The sequence below is a fragment of the Actinorugispora endophytica genome (genome assembly GCF_004363075.1).
Classification (GTDB): domain Bacteria; phylum Actinomycetota; class Actinomycetes; order Streptosporangiales; family Streptosporangiaceae; genus Actinorugispora; species Actinorugispora endophytica.
Map to the genome: position 1 here is coordinate 1 of NZ_SNYN01000040.1, position 16559 is coordinate 16559.

Sequence of the window (16559 nt, forward strand, 5' to 3'; positions counted from 1 at the left end):
CGGCGCGGGGGTGAATTCGGGCACCGGTGGTTTTGTTGACGGTCTTGGGCTTTCTGCCCGTTTCGGGGCCGGGAAGGGCGGAAAGCCCAAGACCGGCAACGGAACCCTCACGCAGCCGAGGGGCCGCGGGCGGATGCCCGCGGCCCCTCTCCGCTTACCCGGGTCAGGCCCGGCGCAGGTGCAGGGTGATCCCGAAGTCCTCCGACACCACCTCGTGGGACTCGCCCTCGGGGGCGCCCTCGGCGAGGGTGGCGGCCAGCACCTCGCCGCCGATGGCGGCGGCGTGCTCGGCCACGGCCTGGGCGGTCGTCGCGTCGGTCGCGGACCACCACAGCTCGATGCGGTCGGAGATGTCCAGGCCGCTGGACTTGCGGGCGTCCTGGACCAGGCGGACCACCTCGCGGGCCAGGCCGGCGCGGCGCAGCTCCGGGGTCAGCTCCAGGTCCAGGGCCACCGTCTCGCCGGACTCCGAGGCCACCGCCCAGCCCTCGCGCGGCTGCTCGGTGACCAGCACCTCGTCGGGCGAGAGCGCGACGGTCTCGCCGTCCACGTCCACGCTCGCCCCGCCCTCGGCGCGCAGGCGCTCCACGAGGGCCTTGGCGTCGGCGGCCTGGACGGCCTTGGCGACCGGCGGGGTGCCCTTGCCGAAGCGCTTGCCGAGCGCGCGGAAGTTCGGCTTCACCGAGTAGTCCACCAGGTCGCCGCCGACCACCGAGAGCGGGTCGAGCTGGAGCACGTTGAGCTCGTCGGTGATCTGCGCGCGCAGCTGCTCGGGCAGGGCCTCGAACCCGGGGGCGCCCACCAGCACCCGGGCCAGCGGCTGCCGGGTGCGCTGGTTGGAGTCCGCGCGCGCGGCGCGCCCCAGCTCCACCAGGCGGCGCACCAGCGCCATCTGCTCGGACAGCCCGGTGTCGATCAGCGACTCGTCCGCGACCGGCCAGGCGGCCAGGTGCACCGACTCGGGCGCGTCGGGGCGGCGCAGGGCGTCCCACACGTGGTCGGTCAGGAACGGCACGATCGGGGCCATCAGCAGGGTGACGGTCTCCAGGCACTCGAACAGCGTCGCGAACGCGGCCGCGCCCTCGGGGGTCTCCGCGCCCGCCCAGAAGCGGCGGCGCGAGCGGCGCACGTACCAGTTGGACAGGTCGTCCACGAACGCGGTCAGGGCCCGCCCGGCGACCGCCGGGTCGAACCGCTCCAGCGCCTCGTCCACCGTTGTGACCAGGGTGTTCAGTTCGGACAGCAGCCAGCGGTCCAGCAGCGGCCGGTCGGCGGGCGCGGGCGCGTCGGCGAGCCGGTCGTGGCTCCACGCCTGGCCCGCGTTGGCGTACAGGGTGAAGAAGGAGGCCGTGTTGTAGTAGGTCAGCAGGACCTTGCGGACGATCTCCTCCAGCGCCGCGTGGCCGACCCGGCGCGGCATCCACGGCGAGCCGCTCGCGGCCATGAACCAGCGCAGCGCGTCCGCGCCGTGCCGCTCCATCACCGGCATCGGCTCCAGGATGTTGCCGAGGTGCTTGCTCATCTTGCGGCCGTCCTCGGCGAGGATGTGGCCCAGGCAGACCACGTTCTCGTAGGAGGACTCGCCGAAGACCAGCGTGCTGACCGTCATCATCGAGTAGAACCAGCCGCGGGTCTGGTCGATGGCCTCGCAGATGTACTGGCCGGGGAAGTTCGCCTCGAACGTCTCCCGGTTGCGGTGGGGGGCGCCCCACTGCGCGAACGGCATCGCGCCGGAGTCGAACCACACGTCGATGACCTCGGGGACCCGGCGGGCCACCCGCTGCTCCAGCGGCAGGGAGGGGTCGGCGTCGGGGTCGGGGATGACGACGTCGTCCACGTACGGCCGGTGCGGGTCGAGGTTGGACAGGTCCTGGCCGCTCAGCTCGCCGAGCTCCTTGAGCGAGCCCACGCAGATCTGCCGGCCGTCGGGGAACTCCCAGATCGGCAGCGGGGTGCCCCAGTAGCGGCTGCGCGACAGCGCCCAGTCGATGTTGTTGCGCAGCCACTCGCCGTAGCGGCCGTCCTTGACGTTGGAGGGAACCCAGTTGGTCGTGGCGTTCTCCGCGAGCAGCCGGTCCTTGATCGCGGTGGTCCTGATGTACCAGGACGGCAGCGCGTAGTAGAGCAGCGCGGTGTGGCAGCGCCAGCAGTGCGGGTAGCTGTGCTCGTAGGCCAGGTGCCGGAACAGCAGGCCCCGCTCCTTCAGGTCCGCGACCAGCTTCTGGTCGGCGGTCTTGAAGAACTCCCCGCCGACCAGGTCGAGGTGCTCCTCGAAGGTGCCGTCGGCGCGCACCGGGTTCACCACCGGCAGCCCGTAGGCGCGGCACACGGCCATGTCGTCGGCGCCGAAGGCGGGGGACTGGTGGACCAGGCCGGTGCCGTCCTCGACGGTGACGTAGTCGGCGAGCACCACGAAGTGAGCGGGCTCGTCGAACTCCACCAGCCCGAAGGGGCGCCGGTAGGTCCACCGCTCCATCTCGGCGCCGGTGAAGCGCTCCCCGGTGGGCTCCCAGCCCTCACCCAGGGCCGCGCCGACCAGCGGCTCGGCCACGACCAGGCGTTCGGTGCCGTCGGTGGCCACCACGTAGTCGACCCCGGGGTGCACCGCGACGGCGGTGTTGGACACCAGCGTCCACGGGGTGGTCGTCCACACCAGCAGGGCCGCGCCCCGCCCCTCCTCGGCGAGCGGGCCGGAGGTGAGCGGGAAGCGCACGTACACCGACGGGTCGGTGACGGTCTCGTAGCCCTGGGCGAGCTCGTGGTCGGACAGCGTGGTGCCGCAGCGGGGGCAGTACGGGCTGATCCGGTAGTCCTGCGTGAGCAGGCCCTTGTCCCAGATCTGCTTGAGCGACCACCACACCGACTCCACGTACTCCGGGTCCATGGTGCGGTAGGCCTCGTCCATGTTGACCCAGTAGCCCATGCGCTCGGTCATCGCGGTGAACGCGTCCACGTTGCGCAGCACCGACTCGCGGCAGCGGGCGTTGAACTCGGCGACGCCGAACGTCTCGATGTCCTTCTTGCCGGACAGTCCCAGTTCCTTCTCCACGGCGACCTCGACCGGCAGGCCGTGGCAGTCCCACCCGGCCTTGCGGTCGACGTGGAAGCCCTTCATGGTCTTGAAGCGCGGGAAGACGTCCTTGAACACGCGCGCCTCGACGTGGTGGACGCCCGGCGTGCCGTTCGCGGTGGGAGGGCCTTCGAAGAACACCCAGTTCGGGCCGCCCTGTGTCTGCTCGAGGGATCGCTCGAACACCTTCTGCTCGGACCAGCGCCGCAGGACCTCGTGCTCCACCGAGGGCAGGTCGACCTGGGCGGGCAGAGCGGGGAACGGCTGCTTCGTCGCCTTCGACACGTGGCGTACCTTTCATCAGGGGTGTGGATCACCTGATGGAGGGACGAGGCGCGGGCCCCGCGGTACCACCCTCCTTGGAAGCGCCGCCCGTCGGGTGCGCGTCCCACTTCGTTCCTGCCGCTGCCGGTTCTACGGGCGCCCGGGACGGGCGCCGTTCCTCCGGCGGCTCCGGGGTGATCTTCCCGCACGGGCATGCCCCCGGGCTCGCACCGTCCCCGGGTCGCTCGCGGCTGTGTCCGACGGTACTCGTCCCCATCCACGCCTTGCTGGCTCGAGGATAACGCACGTGGTGCTCCGGGCGGAGCGGTCCGCCGGGGGCCGGAAGCGGTGCATACTCGCCACCAGGACGCGAACGCGGAAGGGGTGGACGGGGTGGCGGACACGACGGCCGGGGAGGGCGTCGTCCTGGTGGCGCTGCACGACCGGGACGACGCGGAGGAGCTGGCCGAGCAGCTCCTCGCCCAGGGGTACGAGCCGTGCGGGGTGCACCGGGACATGCTCGCGGGCGAGGACGACGCCGAGGACGCCGACTGGGTGATCGAGGTCCGCACCGGCCCGCACGGCGGTCCGGCCGTCCTGGACCAGCCCCACCTGGCCGCCCTCGCGGAGGACTACGACGGCTTCGCCCACAGCGGGTAGGGAGTCTCCGGCGCGGGGCCGCGGGGACGAAGGCGGCCGGTCCGCCCTGTTCCGCCCGGCCGCGGTCCTCCGGTGACGACCTACAATGAGCCTGGCCCGGCGCGCGGGCGGTGGGCGCGGGAGACAGGGCGTCTGCGGGCCGTGGACACGCTGAGGAGTAGTTCCGCTGAACGACGTCGACCCCGACCGGGGCCCCGAGAAGACCGAGAGCCCGGCCGCCGGGCCGCGCCGGAGGGTCGGCCTGCTGCTGGCCGTCGCGGCGGTACCACTGGTGGCCGACTTCGTCACCAAGGAGATCGCGCTCGCGAACTTCTCGCCGTACGACCCCGTCGAGCTGCTGGGCGGCTTCCTGCGGTTGACGCTGGTGTTCAACTCCGGCGCGGCCTTCTCCATCGGCACCGGTGTGACCTGGGTGTTCAGCCTGGTCATGATAGGCGTGATCCTGTACATCCTGTGGATGTCGCGCAAGCTGTACAGCGCCTGGTGGGCGGTGTCGCTCGGCCTGATCCTGAGCGGGGCCACCGGCAACTTCATCGACCGCCTCTGGCGCCCCGACACCCGGGAGCTGTCCGCCGCGCTGGTGGGCCCGGAGGCGCGCGGGACGCTGTGGGAGCGGCTGCTCAGCCCGCCCTCGCCGCTGAACGGGCACGTCGTGGACTGGATCCAGCTCCCCAACTACCCGGTGTTCAACATCGCCGACTCGGGGATCGTGTGCGGCGGCGTGCTCACGGTCGTCCTGGCGTTCCGGGGGATCAACATCGACGGCACCCGCGAGTCCGGAGGCCCCGGCAAGACCGGGCCCGCCGAGTCCGCGGCGCGCCCCGCGACGGAGGAGGACGGCCGTGAGTGACCAGCGCAGCATGCCGGTGCCCGACGGGCTGGAGGGCGACCGCCTCGACGCCGCGATCGCCCGCATGTTCGGACTGTCGCGCACCCGCGCCGCGGACCTGATCACCGACGGCAACGTCCTGGTGGACGGGGTCGCGGCGGCCAAGTCGGACCGGGTGCAGGCGGGCGCGTGGCTCGACGTCGTGCTCCCGCCGCCGCCCACCGCCCCGACGCCGCGCGCCGAGGCGGTGCCGGGGCTGCGGACCGTGTACGAGGACGCCGACATCATCGTGGTGGACAAGCCCGTCGGCGTGGTCGCGCACCCCACGGTCGGCTGGACCGGCCCCTCGGTGCTGGAGGGGCTGATGGCCTCCGGCGTCACGGTCGCCACCAGCGGCGCCGCCGAGCGCCAGGGCATCGTGCACCGCCTGGACGCCAACACCACCGGCCTCATGGTGGTGGCCAAGAGCGAGACCGCCTACAGCGTCCTCAAGCGCGCCTTCAAGGAGCGCACCGTGGACAAGCGCTACAACACGCTCGTCCAGGGCCACCCCGACCCGCTGCGCGGCACCATCGACGCGCCCATCGACCGGCACCCCGCGGGCGACGGCCGGTGGGCGGTCGTGGCGGGCGGGCGGCCGTCGGTCACCCACTACGACACCATCGAGGCGTTCCGCGCGGCGAGCCTGCTGGAGATCAAGCTGGAGACGGGCCGCACCCACCAGATCCGGGTGCACATGTCCGCCACCCGGCACCCGTGCGTGGGCGACCACCTGTACGGCGCCGACCCCACCCTGGCCGACCGCCTGGGCGTGCGCCGCCAGTGGCTGCACGCGGTCCGCCTGGGCTTCGAGCACCCCACCGAGCACCGGCCGGTCGAGTTCGAGAGCCCCTACCCGGAGGACCTGGAGAAGGCGCTGGCGGTCCTGCGCGAGGAGTGACCGGCCCGGGGCCCGGCGCCCCGCGAGGCGGGCGCGGCGGCCCCCGGCGGGTGTCGGAGGCCGTCGGGAAAATCACGCCGGGGCGGCGCCGCTTCTGGCGCGGGTTCCCCGCGCGGTCCGGTAGGCATGGGGGTATGACCTCCACGATCAGGGCCGTCCCCGCCGGTGCCGTCCCGCCCGGCAGCGGCGGGCTGGCCGAGCCGCTGTTCGCCGTGGCCGAGCAGGACCCCGCGCGCGCCGTCCTCGCCCGGAAGGAGGGCGACGCCTGGCGCGACGTGACCGCGGCGGGATTCGCCGAGCAGGTCACCCGGGTCGCGCGCGGGCTCGTCGGCGCCGGGATCGGCGCCGGCGACCGGGTCGCGCTCCTGGCGGACAACCGGTACGAGTGGACGCTGCTGGACTACGCGCTGTGGAGCGTCGGCGCGGTCCCCGTCCCCGTCTACCCCTCCTCGTCGACCAGCCAGATCCGCTGGATCCTCACCGACTCCGGCGCGGCGGCCTGCGTCACCGACACCGCCGAGCGCGCGGCGAGGGTCCGCGAGGCCGTCGGCGCGGAGCTCCCGCTCAGGATCCTGGACGAGGGCGCGGTCGCCGACCTGGAGGCCCTGGCCGAGGGGACGCCCGCTGGGGAGGTCCGCGCGCGCCGCGCCGCCGTCGCCCCCGACGACCCGGCCACCATCGTCTACACCTCGGGGACCACCGGCCCGCCCAAGGGCTGCGTGCTCACGCACGCCAACTTCTTCGCCGAGGTCGACAACATCATCGCCGGGCTGCCCGAGCTGTTCGCCGAGGGGCCCGACGGCGCGCAGCCGGGAACCCTGCTGTTCCTTCCGCTCGCGCACGTCTTCGGCCGCATGGTCCAGGTCTGCGCGCTGCACGCCGGGGTGCGCCTGGCCCACACCGCGAGCGTGCGCGGCCTGCTCGCGGACCTGACGACCTTCCGGCCCAGCTTCCTGCTGGGCGTGCCCTACGTGCTGGAGAAGATCCACTCCGGGGCCCGGGCCAAGGCGGGCGGGGGGTTCACGGGGCGGGTCTTCGACGCGGCCACCGGGACGGCCGTCGCCTACAGCGAGGCCCTGGACCGGGGCGGCCCCGGACCGCTGCTGCGCGCCCGCAGGGCGCTGTTCCACCGGCTCGTCTACGCGCGCCTGCTGGCCGCCCTCGGCGGGCGCGCCACCCGGGTGATCACCGGCGGCGGCAGCCTGGAGCCGCGGCTGCTGCACTTCTACCGGGGGATCGGGCTGGAGGTCGTCGAGGGCTACGGCCTGACCGAGACCACCGCGGCCGTCATCGCGAACCGCCCCGGCAGGGTGCGCGCGGGCACGGTGGGGACGCCGCTGCCCGGGGTCTCGGTGGTCCTGGCCGACGACGGCGAGATCCTCGTCCGGGGGCCGCAGGTGTTCGAGCGGTACTGGAACAACGAGGAGGCGACGGCGGCGGCGTTCACCGACGGCTGGTTCGCCACCGGGGACCTCGGCGAGTTCGACGCGGAGGACAACCTGCGCGTCATCGGGCGCAAGAAGGAGATCCTGGTGACCGCCGGGGGCAAGAACATCGTGCCGGGACCCATGGAGGAGCGGCTGCGCGCGCACCCGCTCGTCGGCCAGGCGATGGTGGTGGGCGACGGCCGCCCGTTCGCGGCCGCGCTCGTCGTCCTGGACGCCGACGCCCGGGACAGGCCCGGTACGAACGAGGAGGCGCGCGCCGCGGTTCAGGACGCGGTGGACGCCGCCAACGCCGAGGTGTCCCGCGCCGAGTCGATCAGGGCCTTCACCATCGTGGACCGGCCCTTCTCCGAGGAGGACGGGACCCTCACCCCCACCCTCAAGATGCGCCGCGCCGCGATCCTGTCCCGCCACGCGGCCGAGGTCGAGGCGATGTACTCCCGGCGCTGAGCGGGGCCGGGGCGGCGCGCGGCCCGGCGCTCAGCGCTGCGCGGGCAGCGCGGGCAGCACGGTGCGCACCCGGATGATGAACGCCTGGAACTCCTGCATGAAGTCCCTCAGGAACTGCGCCGTGCTCTCGTCCGTGACCTCGCCGGTGTCGGTGAACAGGCCGGGTTTGAACTGGATGTACCCCTCGGGGGCGTTCATCTGCGGGGAGTCGCAGAAGCTCAGCACGCTGCGTAGGCTCTGCTGGGCGACCGCGGTCCCGATCGAGCCGGGGGACGTGCCGATCACGGCCGAGGGCTTGTGCGCGAACGAGTTGTCGCCCCAGGGGCGGCTGGCCCAGTCGATGGCGTTCTTCAGGGCGCCGGGGATGGAGCGGTTGTACTCGGGGGTCACGAACAGGACGGCGTCCACGGAGGAGATGGCCTCCTTGAGGGCCCGCCCCTCCGCCGGGTAGTCGGGGTCGTAGTCGTGGTTGTAGAGGGGGAGGTCCTTGATCGGGATCTCCGTGAACTCCAGGTTCTGCGGGGCCAGGCGGATCAGCGCCTTGGACAGGGTGCGGTTGATGGAGTCCGCCGAAAGGCTGCCGACGAAGTAGCCCACCCTGTGCGTGGTTTCCGTTTCCATGGCCGGCCTCCCGAACGAACGCGAATGTTTGCGGAACGTCACTATTTCGCTACTTTCCGGATTCTCCTAATGGGCGCGCCGCCTCCCGGAGAACGCCGTCCCGCGAGACCGTTGACGCGGGAGTCCGCCCGACCGGTCACGGCGGCCCCGCGGAGAGGGGGCGTCCCACGTGCGACCGCTCGTCGTCTCCGGCACCCGTCTGCCGGGCGCTCACGTCCAGGCGAGGCGCAGCACGGCGGGCGCGCCGGCCGGGACCTCCTGGTCGCGCGCGATGACCAGGCCGGTTCCCGGGGGCAGCGGGCCGGGAGGGGCGCCGGACAGGGCGCGCCGGAAGCGGAAGACCGGGTCGGCGGGCCATTCGGCGCCCATCGCGGCGAGCTCGGCCGGTCCCGCGGCGCGCGCCCCCGAGGGCGCGGTGCGGCCCGCGGGCCCGGAGTCGGGGCAGTCGGTGGGGGAGGGGACGGCCTCGGAGGGGGCGGGCGGCGCCCCCGGCCACAGCCACAGCGCCGTGCCGGGCGTGCACAGCCCGGCCAGCAGGCCCGCGCCGGGGGGCAGGAGGCCGAGGCCGCGCAGGTCGGCGTCGTGTCCGCGCGCCAGCCGCTCCACGGCCGAGGCCAGGGACGGGTCGGCGCCGGTCAGCCCCAGCAGGTCCAGTGCCGCCCCGACGTCCAGCGGAGGTCCGGCGTGCTGGAGCCGGTGGTCGGGGAAGACCGACCCGGGCCAGGTGTAGGGCAGGTCGGCGGGTGTGCCGGGGAACAGGGGGCCGTAGTGGTCGGGGTCCTTGCGCGCCAGCGACGCCCGGTGCGAGCGGTGCACGTCCTCGTCGCCCAGCCACGGCGGCAGCAGGTCGTTGTCGCGCAGCCACCGCTCCTCGGGCACGGTCCCGCCCGAGAACTCCAGCAGCGCGGGCAGCACCGCGTCGGCGTACGCGCGACCCCGCCACTCCCGGCAGACCGCCGCGCCGTAGCCCACGAGCGCGGGGACGAACCCCCGCCACATCACGGTGGCGGGGTGGTTGCGCCAGCCGTACCGGGGCCAGACCAGGGCACGCAGCAGCTGCAGCGCCTCCACGCGCTGCTTGCCGAGCCTGCGGTCGTCCAGCGCGCGTGCGCAGTCGGCGAACCCGGGGTGGGGCAGGAAGGTCTGCACGGGCGCGCCCCCAGTCGTCGGATGCCATGTGCGGTGGCGCTACCCGGCCACGCCGCCGGGTAGCCCACCCCCGGGTAAATCCGCTGGTCTTGACCTTCTCGGGGCTCGACCGCTTCCGAGCCCCCGAAAAGGTCCAGACCAGCGGGAGCGGCGGGCACCACGGGCGTCGGTCGGTCGGGTCCTGCCCTGCCCGTCGTGACGTGGCCGAAGCAGGCCAGACGGCTTCCCGGTCCCGTCGTCAGGCATGGCTAGAGTACGCACCATGCGCGAACACGGCCCCCCGCCTCCCCCGCCTCCGCAGGGTCCCCGTCCTCCCCGGCCGCCCGATCACCAGGCGCCTCCCCACGGACAGCCGCAGGGCCGCCCCCGACCCGGCCGGACGCCCGCCGGGCCGGCCCCGGCCAGGAAGGGCTCCGTCGGCAGGACCCTCGCCTGGATCGGCTGTGGCTGCGGCACGCTCCTCCTCCTCGTCATGGCGGGCGTCGGGTTCGGCGGCGCGTACTACCTCGGCTGGTTCGGCCCGGAGGACGTCTACTCCGCCCCACCGGACCCGTGCGCGCTCCTGGACACCGACGCCGCGGGCGAGATCGCCGGGAACGGCGAGAACCTGGAGGTCTACGACGCCGACCACTCCTACGCGTACGGCGCCGAGGGCATGCAGTGCGTCGTCTCCCCCGGGTACGGGGCCGCGTCCGGGCACGAGGTGGACCTCCGCGCCACCGTCTTCACCAGTGAGGTGAACGGGATCCGCAGGGAGAACGGCATCGAGGCCGCCAGGACCTACTTCTACGGCAGCCGTCCGGAGTCGGACGGCGCCGAGTCCGCGACCTGCCCGGACGGCAGACTCCCGCTCAGCGGCACCCGGAGCGGCTCCGGACACGCCCTGTACCGCCTGGACAACCTCGTCGTGGAGGTCGAGGTGCTGCCCGCGGACCCCGAGGTCGAGGAGACGCTCGACGAGGCCGGCCGCACCCAGGCGGCCGTGGACCTGCTCTGCGACGCGGTCTCCCGCGCGGGGTGACGGCGGGCCGCGCCCGCCGCGCGCGGACATCCCGGCCCCGGAGAAGGCCGTGGACCGAAGGCCGCTGACGCGGTCGTGGCCCCCTGCGGCCATGGCGATGCGTCGCACCCGGGGCGCGCCCGGACCGAGGCCGCGCCCCGGGTGTCCGGTCCGTGAGGGTCCTGTCGATGAGGCTTCTCGATGTCGGCGTTCCGGAATCGGGGATTCCGGAACGCCACCGTCAAGATCGTCGGCAGGGCTCCCGTGACGGCCACGGCGGCGGGAACGACGGGAAACGGCGGCCCTGTACGGTGCGCGGGTCCGCTTCTAGGATGGTCGCCCGCCTCTCCCAAGACCGGAGGAGAAGACATGGGCGACTATCCCCCCACGGACTCCGCGCGTCTGATCGCGGACCGCTACGAACTTCGAGGACGGCTCGGACAGGGCGGAATGGGCGCCGTCTGGCGCGCCTGGGACAGGAAGCTGCGGCGGGTGGTGGCGGTCAAGGAGATCCTGCTGCCCGACCAGATGGGGGAGCGGGAGCGCGCGGAGCGGCACGCCCGGGTGCTCCGGGAGGCGCGGGCCGCCGCCCGGATATCGCACCCGGGGGTCGTCACCATCCACGACCTGGTCGACAGCGGCGACCACCCCTGGGTGGTCATGGACCACGTCCCCGGGGAGTCCCTGCGGGAGCGGATGGCGTCCCGGGGCACGATCCCGGTCGGCCTGGCCCTGGACCTCGCCGACACCCTCCTGGCCGCGCTCGGGGTGGCCCACGAGGCCGGGGTCATCCACCGCGACATCAAGCCCGGCAACATCATGCTCGGCCATGACGACCAGGCGGTCCTGACCGACTTCGGCATCGCCACGATCAGCGAGGCGACGGTGGTGACCGAGACCGGGGGGCTGCTCGGCTCACTGGAGTACATGGCCCCCGAGCGCCTGGCCGACGAGGACGACACCCCCGCCTCCGACCTGTGGAGCCTCGGGGTGACGCTCTACGCGGCGCTCGAAGGGCGCTCCCCGTTCCACCGGAAGAACTCCAGCAGCGTGCTCCACGCCCTGGTCAACGCCCCGGTTCCGGCTCCCCGCAACGCCGGTCCGCTCGCCCCCGTCATCAGCGGCCTCCTGCGGCGCGACGTGAACGGGCGGATGGGGGTCGAGGAGGCCCGTTCCCTGGTGGAGAGGGCGAGGGCGGGCCGGGGCGCTTCCGTCGCGGGCGCGCCGACGCCGACCGGGGACGCGGTTCCGGCGGAGCCGGACACGGCGAGGCGGGAGATCATGGAGCTGCGCGCCGAGGCGGAGCGGAACATAAGGCAGATGCGCGACGCCACCGAGCGCGACTGCCAGAGGGTCCTCGCGAACGCCGAGCGCCAGGCAAGGGAGCAGGCCGGGCGGATCGTGGCAGACGCCGAGGCCGAGGCGGACCGGATCACGGGCGAGGCCCGGCGCGAGGTGGAGGCGCTCACCCGCCGGTACGACGACGTCCGGTCCCGTCTCCAGCAGCTTCGCGGAGTGCTGGGGGGAGGGGGGACCCCCGCCTGACGGCCTCGCGCGTTCCCCGAAGGGACGGCCGGGGGACCCCCGTCTTCACGGCCTGGCAGACGCCTCGGGAGGCCGCGTGATGGCGCCGCCCGGGGAGAGGCGGCACAGACACCCCTGCTCGGCGGGGCCTCCCCGCTCGGCTCGGGCGCCACCGACCCGTGGCGGGGGCTGGTCCGGGTGGGCGTTACCACTCGAAGCGTTCGATGTGCAGCTGGTCGGCGGTGACGCCCTGGTCGAGGAGGGACCCGGTGAGGTGGGCGACGAAGCCGGGGCTGCCGCAGACGAAGTAGCGGGCGCGGCGGGCGGCGCGGGGGCCGAGCCGGCGGACGATCTCGCGGGCGTCGAACGGGGCGCCCCCCGAGGCCGGGTCCGACACGGCGTTGACGTAGCGCGCGCCCAGGCGGGCGCGCAGCTCGTCGGCGAAGAGCGCGTCCCCGGCGGCGCGCGTCACGTGGAACAGCCACGTGCCGTCGGCCGGGCGGGAGCGGACCAGCCCGGTGAACGGGGTGACGCCGATCCCCCCGGCGACCAGGACCGAGGGGCGCCCGTCCGTTCCGGCCTCGGCCGTGAACGTCCCGTAGGGTCCGTCCAGGTACACCGTCGCCCCCGGCGCGAGCCCGGCCAGGCGGCCGGTGAACGGGCCCGCGTTCCGGACGGCGAAGGCGAGCACGCCCCCGGGCTCGCGCGACTCGACCACGCTGAACGGGTGCGAGGGGGCGAGCAGGCCCGTCCGCAGGTGGCAGAACTGCCCCGGCCGGGGGCGCAGGCGCCGGCCCAGCGGCGCCAGGGTGTACAGCGTCACCGTGTCCGAGACGCGGTGGGCGCGCACCAGCCGGTAGCGGGCCGACAGCAGCGGGCCCGCCAGCCGCCAGGCGCACACCGCCGCGAAGGACCAGGCCAGCGCCAGCCAGTACCACCGCAGCCACGGCGTCTCCAGCAGGAAGGTGCCCAGCTCGTAGGAGTGCAGGAACACCAGCACCGCCATCGGGTACGACAGGTAGTGCGTGTAGCGCCACACCCGGTACCGCACGGCGGCGCGCGCCAGGGTGCTGGACAGCCACAGCGCGAGGAACAGCAGGAGCGCGGCGCGCCCCAGCGACGTGTACGACGACTCCACCCAGGTGAAGTCGAACCGCACCAGGTACAGCAGGTCCTGGCGTTCGGAGACCATCTCCAGCAGCGGGTGCAGCAGCACGAAGAACGCGCCCGACGCGCCGAGCCAGGCGTGCAGCCCGACGACCGCGCCCCGGTCGGGGGTCGCCAGCGCGGAGACCTGCCGCACCCCCAGCAGGACCTGCCACCAGATCAGCAGCGCGCCGACGAATCCGGTGAGGTTGGCGAGGCCCGGGACGGTCCCGCCGACCTCGTCGAACCGGCCGACGAGGAGCAGGAAGGGCAGCGCCGAGGCCACGACGGCGGCCACGACGGGGGACACCCGCAGGGGCCGGTGCGGGGCCTCCGCCTCGGGGCGGACGATGGTGTGCTCACGGTGGGACATCGAGCGCGACCTCCGCGCAGTAGTGGTCGAGGTTCGCGGCGGACCGCACGCGGCCCTCCCGGTCGACGGTGATCCACGCGGCCGAGCCGTCGAGGTCGGCCAGCAGGGCCGGCCCCTCGACCGTCCCGAGAACCACCAGGCAGGTGGCGTACACCTCCGCAGCGCCCAGGTCGCGGCCCAGCACCGTGGCCTGCACGCAGTCCGAGTCCGCGGGGCGGCCGGTGCGGGGGTCGACGATGTGGTGCGCGGGGGCGCCGGAGGCGTCGCGCCAGCGCCTGCGCGCGGTGCTGCTGGTCGCCACGGCCGCGTACGGGGCCAGGGCCAGCGTCCCCGCGGGCTCGGGGCGCAGCGGGTGCTCGACGCCGACGCGCCACGGCGCGTCCGCCGGGTCCCGCCAGGCGACGATGTCGCCGCCCGCGTCGATGAGGCCGCGTCGGGCGCCCGCCCGGCGCAGGGCGTCCGCGGCCTGCTGCACGCTCCAGCCCTTGACGAAGCCGCCGAGGTCGACGGCGGTCCCCGGCGGCAGTGTGACGAGCCCCCGCTCGTGGTCGATCTCGACGCGCGGGACGGCCCCCGCGTCGTCCCCGGGGGACTCCGGGGGGACCGGGGCCACGGGGCCGGGCGAGACCCCGCCCCGGGCCGTGATCTCGTCGAACCCCACGGAGTAGCCGATGCGCTCCATCGCGGCGCCCAGGAACGGATCGAACAGGCCGCCGGTCCGCTCGTGGTGGGCGCACGCCTCGGCCAGCGCGGCCGTGAACGACGCCGACACCTCGGTCGCCCGCCCGTCGGCCGCGCCGACCCGGCGGGTGTCGCTGCCGGGGGAGAACCGCGTGAAGACGCGCTCGGCCTCGCGGAGCCAGCCCAGCACCGCCGCCTGCTCCCCGGCGCCCATCCCCGCCAGGAGCACGTCGGTGCCCATGACGCGGTCGCGGAAGGCGCGCACGCTCAGGAACCGCGCGTGTAGGTGGTGACGTCGGCCGGGTCCATCGGCTCACCGGGCGCGAACACCGCGGTGACCTCCTCGACCAGGTCGGACTCCGCGGCGGCGGACGCCGGGAGGTACTCGGCCTCGGCCCGGGAGGAGTCGGGCTCCCCGCCCACGGTGATCGAACCGGTGAACAGCACCCGGTTCTCCCAGCGCAGGTTGCCCTCGACGCGGTAGGTGTAGGCGCCCGCGGGGACGGCGCGGCCCTCGCGGTCGGTGCCGTCCCAGTGGACGGTGTGCCGCCCGCTGTCCTGCGCGGGGCGGCTCGCGCTCTCGACCTCGGCCTCGGGCGCCGACTCCCAGCGCGCGGTCTCGCGCCACAGGGGAAGCGACATGGGACGGCGGGTGTAGCCGCCGTTGGCCGTGAAGCTCGTGGCGAACAGGGTGCGGACGTAGCCGCCGTCGGCGTCCTCGATCCAGATCGCGATCTGGTTGCTGGCCGACTGGGGCAGCCGGTTCAGCCGGTACTCGATGCTGACCAGGCCGAGGGTGTCGGTCGCGGGGGCCGGCGGCGCCTCCTCGCCGGGGGCGGGGGCGAGGGCGCCGCCGGGGGCGGGGGCCGCGGACACGGAGGTCTCCAGGGCGGCCTGGTGGCCGAAGTGCGCGCCGGTGGCGGCCGCGGCCACGCCGGTGACGACGACCAGGGGCACGACCAGGCGGACTCTTCGGTCGGACATCGCTTCGGGTCCCTTCGTCGGGGGCGTCCGGGGAGGTCGCCCCTTCCGGAACGTCGGGTCGTTGGCGGCGGATCACCCGGAGGGGCGTCCGGCGGCTCGCCGCAGGGGCTGCGGCGGGCCGCCGAGTACCACCCTCACGCTCGGGACCCCCTAGTGGAAGGCGAACACGCGGGCCGGGCCGCCGAAGCCGCCGCGGTGCTTGGAGGCGCCGACGACCAGGGTCGCGCCGCAGCGGGGCACGGTGGACAGGTTGTTCAGGTTCTCGATCCCGTAGAGCCCGGCGGGCAGCAGGATCTGGTGGGTGCGGGGGACGTCGGAGCCTCCGGCGTCCAGGCTGGTGCTGTCGACCCCCGCACCCACGATGGACCGCTCCTCGACCAGGAACGCCGCGGCCTCGGGGGAGATGCCGGGGTACCGGAACACCCCGTCCTCGCCCTGGTTCAGGTAGGCGCCGGGGATATCCACCCGGTCGCTCCACCCCGACTCCGACGCGACGAACGCGCCCTTGGGGATCCGGCCGTAGTCGCGCTCGTAGCGGCGGATGTCCCTGACCTCCAGCACGGCCGTGGGGTCGCGCTTGGCCCGCTTGACGATGCTGATCACGCACAGCGGGGCGACGAGCTGCTCGACCGGGATCTCGTCGACGAAGGTGCCCTCGTCGTCGAAGTGGGCGGGAGCGTCGATGTGGGTGCCGGAGTGCTCGTCCAGGGTCATGACGTTGGCGTTGAAGCCGTCGGTCTCGAGGAAGCGGCGCTGCTCGTACACCGGGGGCGGGGAGAGCGGGTGGAAGATCGGGAAGTCGGAGCTCAGGGTGTGGGTGAGGTCCTTGACCTTGCGTCCGAGCAGGCCCCGGGTGTCGGCGTGCGCGACGACCCCGGTGGGCAGCAGGGAGAGCGCGGCGGCGAGGCCCGTGGCGCCGGAGAACCGCATCAGGTTCCGGCGGGACATCACCCTGGAGGCCCCCGTCCGCTGGGACTCGTCCTCCCCGGCCACCTGGATCGTCCCGTTCTCACCCGTACGCCGCACGTGGGGGTGGTCGTGACCCAGCGGCGTGGCGCCGGACTCACCGTAGTCGATCTGCTGCATGACGGCTGGACTGCACATGAGGGACCGGCTCTCCTTGTTGAGGGTGTGGTTCATGGGACGGGGGAGTACGGGTTTTGCTTCAGATCGAACCACTGAAGAGTGTAAGGCATCTGATCGTTAGATGAGAGCGGAGGCCGAGGGAAATCCGCCTGCGGCTTCCGGGGGGACGGCCGGGGGAGCGTCAGTCGGAGATCTCGCAAACCGTCTCCCCGGGGGAGAGCGGTGCTCCGACCTCGGCGGTGAGGCCGGTGACGGTTCCGGTCTTGTGGGCGGTGAGGGGTTGTTCCATCTTCATGGCCTCGATGACGACGACGGTGTCGCCTTCGGTGACCTGTCG

14 protein-coding genes are annotated in these 16559 nt (G+C 73.9%); 6 read left to right on the forward strand and 8 right to left on the reverse strand.

Translation table 11 applies throughout. The features are described from left to right. Positions 1–163: 163 nt before the first annotated feature. Positions 164–3355 (reverse strand): isoleucine--tRNA ligase, encoded by a 3192-nt coding sequence (gene ileS / locus EV190_RS23025; protein ID WP_133743713.1) that lies wholly within the window; start codon positions 3353–3355, stop codon positions 164–166. 372 nt (positions 3356–3727) lie between these two features. On the opposite strand from ileS, the gene EV190_RS23030 reads away from it, so the two are divergent. From EV190_RS23030 to EV190_RS23045, 4 genes are all read left to right on the forward strand, one after another. Beyond that, entirely contained in the window at positions 3728–3994 is a 267-nt protein-coding gene (locus EV190_RS23030) for a hypothetical protein (protein WP_133743714.1), read from the forward strand. Between the two features lie 247 nt (positions 3995–4241). Next, positions 4242–4844: a signal peptidase II gene (locus EV190_RS23035; protein ID WP_279536638.1), complete on the forward strand. Its 603-nt coding sequence runs from the start codon at positions 4242–4244 to the stop codon at positions 4842–4844. Continuing rightward, complete coding sequence (locus EV190_RS23040) at positions 4837–5763, forward strand: RluA family pseudouridine synthase (RefSeq protein ID WP_133743716.1); 927 nt, start codon at positions 4837–4839, stop codon at positions 5761–5763. The genes EV190_RS23035 and EV190_RS23040 overlap by 8 nt, the downstream gene beginning before the upstream one ends. A gap of 134 nt (positions 5764–5897) precedes the next feature. Beyond that, positions 5898–7658: an AMP-dependent synthetase/ligase gene (locus tag EV190_RS23045; RefSeq protein WP_133743717.1), complete on the forward strand. Its 1761-nt coding sequence runs from the start codon at positions 5898–5900 to the stop codon at positions 7656–7658. A 30-nt stretch (positions 7659–7688) separates the two neighbouring features. On the opposite strand, the gene EV190_RS23050 is transcribed toward EV190_RS23045, so the two are convergent. Next, entirely contained in the window at positions 7689–8279 is a 591-nt protein-coding gene (locus EV190_RS23050) for an NADPH-dependent FMN reductase (protein ID WP_133743718.1), read from the reverse strand. 210 nt (positions 8280–8489) lie between these two features. Continuing rightward, a complete protein-coding gene (locus EV190_RS23055) occupies positions 8490–9428 on the reverse strand; it encodes an MSMEG_6728 family protein (RefSeq protein ID WP_133743719.1) in 939 nt (312 codons plus the stop codon). A 472-nt stretch (positions 9429–9900) separates the two neighbouring features. Here EV190_RS23055 and EV190_RS23060 point away from each other — a divergent pair, with 472 nt between their 5' ends. Continuing rightward, complete coding sequence (locus EV190_RS23060; protein WP_133743720.1) at positions 9901–10449, forward strand: hypothetical protein; 549 nt, start codon at positions 9901–9903, stop codon at positions 10447–10449. Between the two features lie 348 nt (positions 10450–10797). Next, positions 10798–11973 (forward strand): protein kinase domain-containing protein, encoded by a 1176-nt coding sequence (locus tag EV190_RS23065; RefSeq protein ID WP_166655533.1) that lies wholly within the window; start codon positions 10798–10800, stop codon positions 11971–11973. 184 nt (positions 11974–12157) lie between these two features. Here EV190_RS23065 and EV190_RS23070 read toward each other — a convergent pair whose 3' ends face one another. From EV190_RS23070 to EV190_RS23090, 5 genes are all read right to left on the reverse strand, one after another. Continuing rightward, a complete protein-coding gene (locus EV190_RS23070; protein ID WP_133743722.1) occupies positions 12158–13471 on the reverse strand; it encodes a ferric reductase-like transmembrane domain-containing protein in 1314 nt (437 codons plus the stop codon). Further along, positions 13458–14417 (reverse strand): FAD:protein FMN transferase, encoded by a 960-nt coding sequence (locus EV190_RS23075; protein ID WP_133743723.1) that lies wholly within the window; start codon positions 14415–14417, stop codon positions 13458–13460. Before EV190_RS23075 ends, EV190_RS23070 begins: the two co-directional genes overlap by 14 nt. A gap of 2 nt (positions 14418–14419) precedes the next feature. Further along, positions 14420–15136: a DUF2271 domain-containing protein gene (locus tag EV190_RS23080; RefSeq protein ID WP_133743724.1), complete on the reverse strand. Its 717-nt coding sequence runs from the start codon at positions 15134–15136 to the stop codon at positions 14420–14422. A 150-nt stretch (positions 15137–15286) separates the two neighbouring features. Next, positions 15287–16276, reverse strand: a complete 990-nt coding sequence (locus EV190_RS23085) for a cyclase family protein (protein ID WP_133743725.1) — start codon at positions 16274–16276, stop codon at positions 15287–15289. Positions 16277–16403: 127 nt separating this feature from the next. After that, the coding region (locus EV190_RS23090) for an acetyl-CoA carboxylase biotin carboxyl carrier protein subunit (protein WP_133743726.1) at positions 16404–16559 on the reverse strand (156 nt) is incomplete at its 5' end.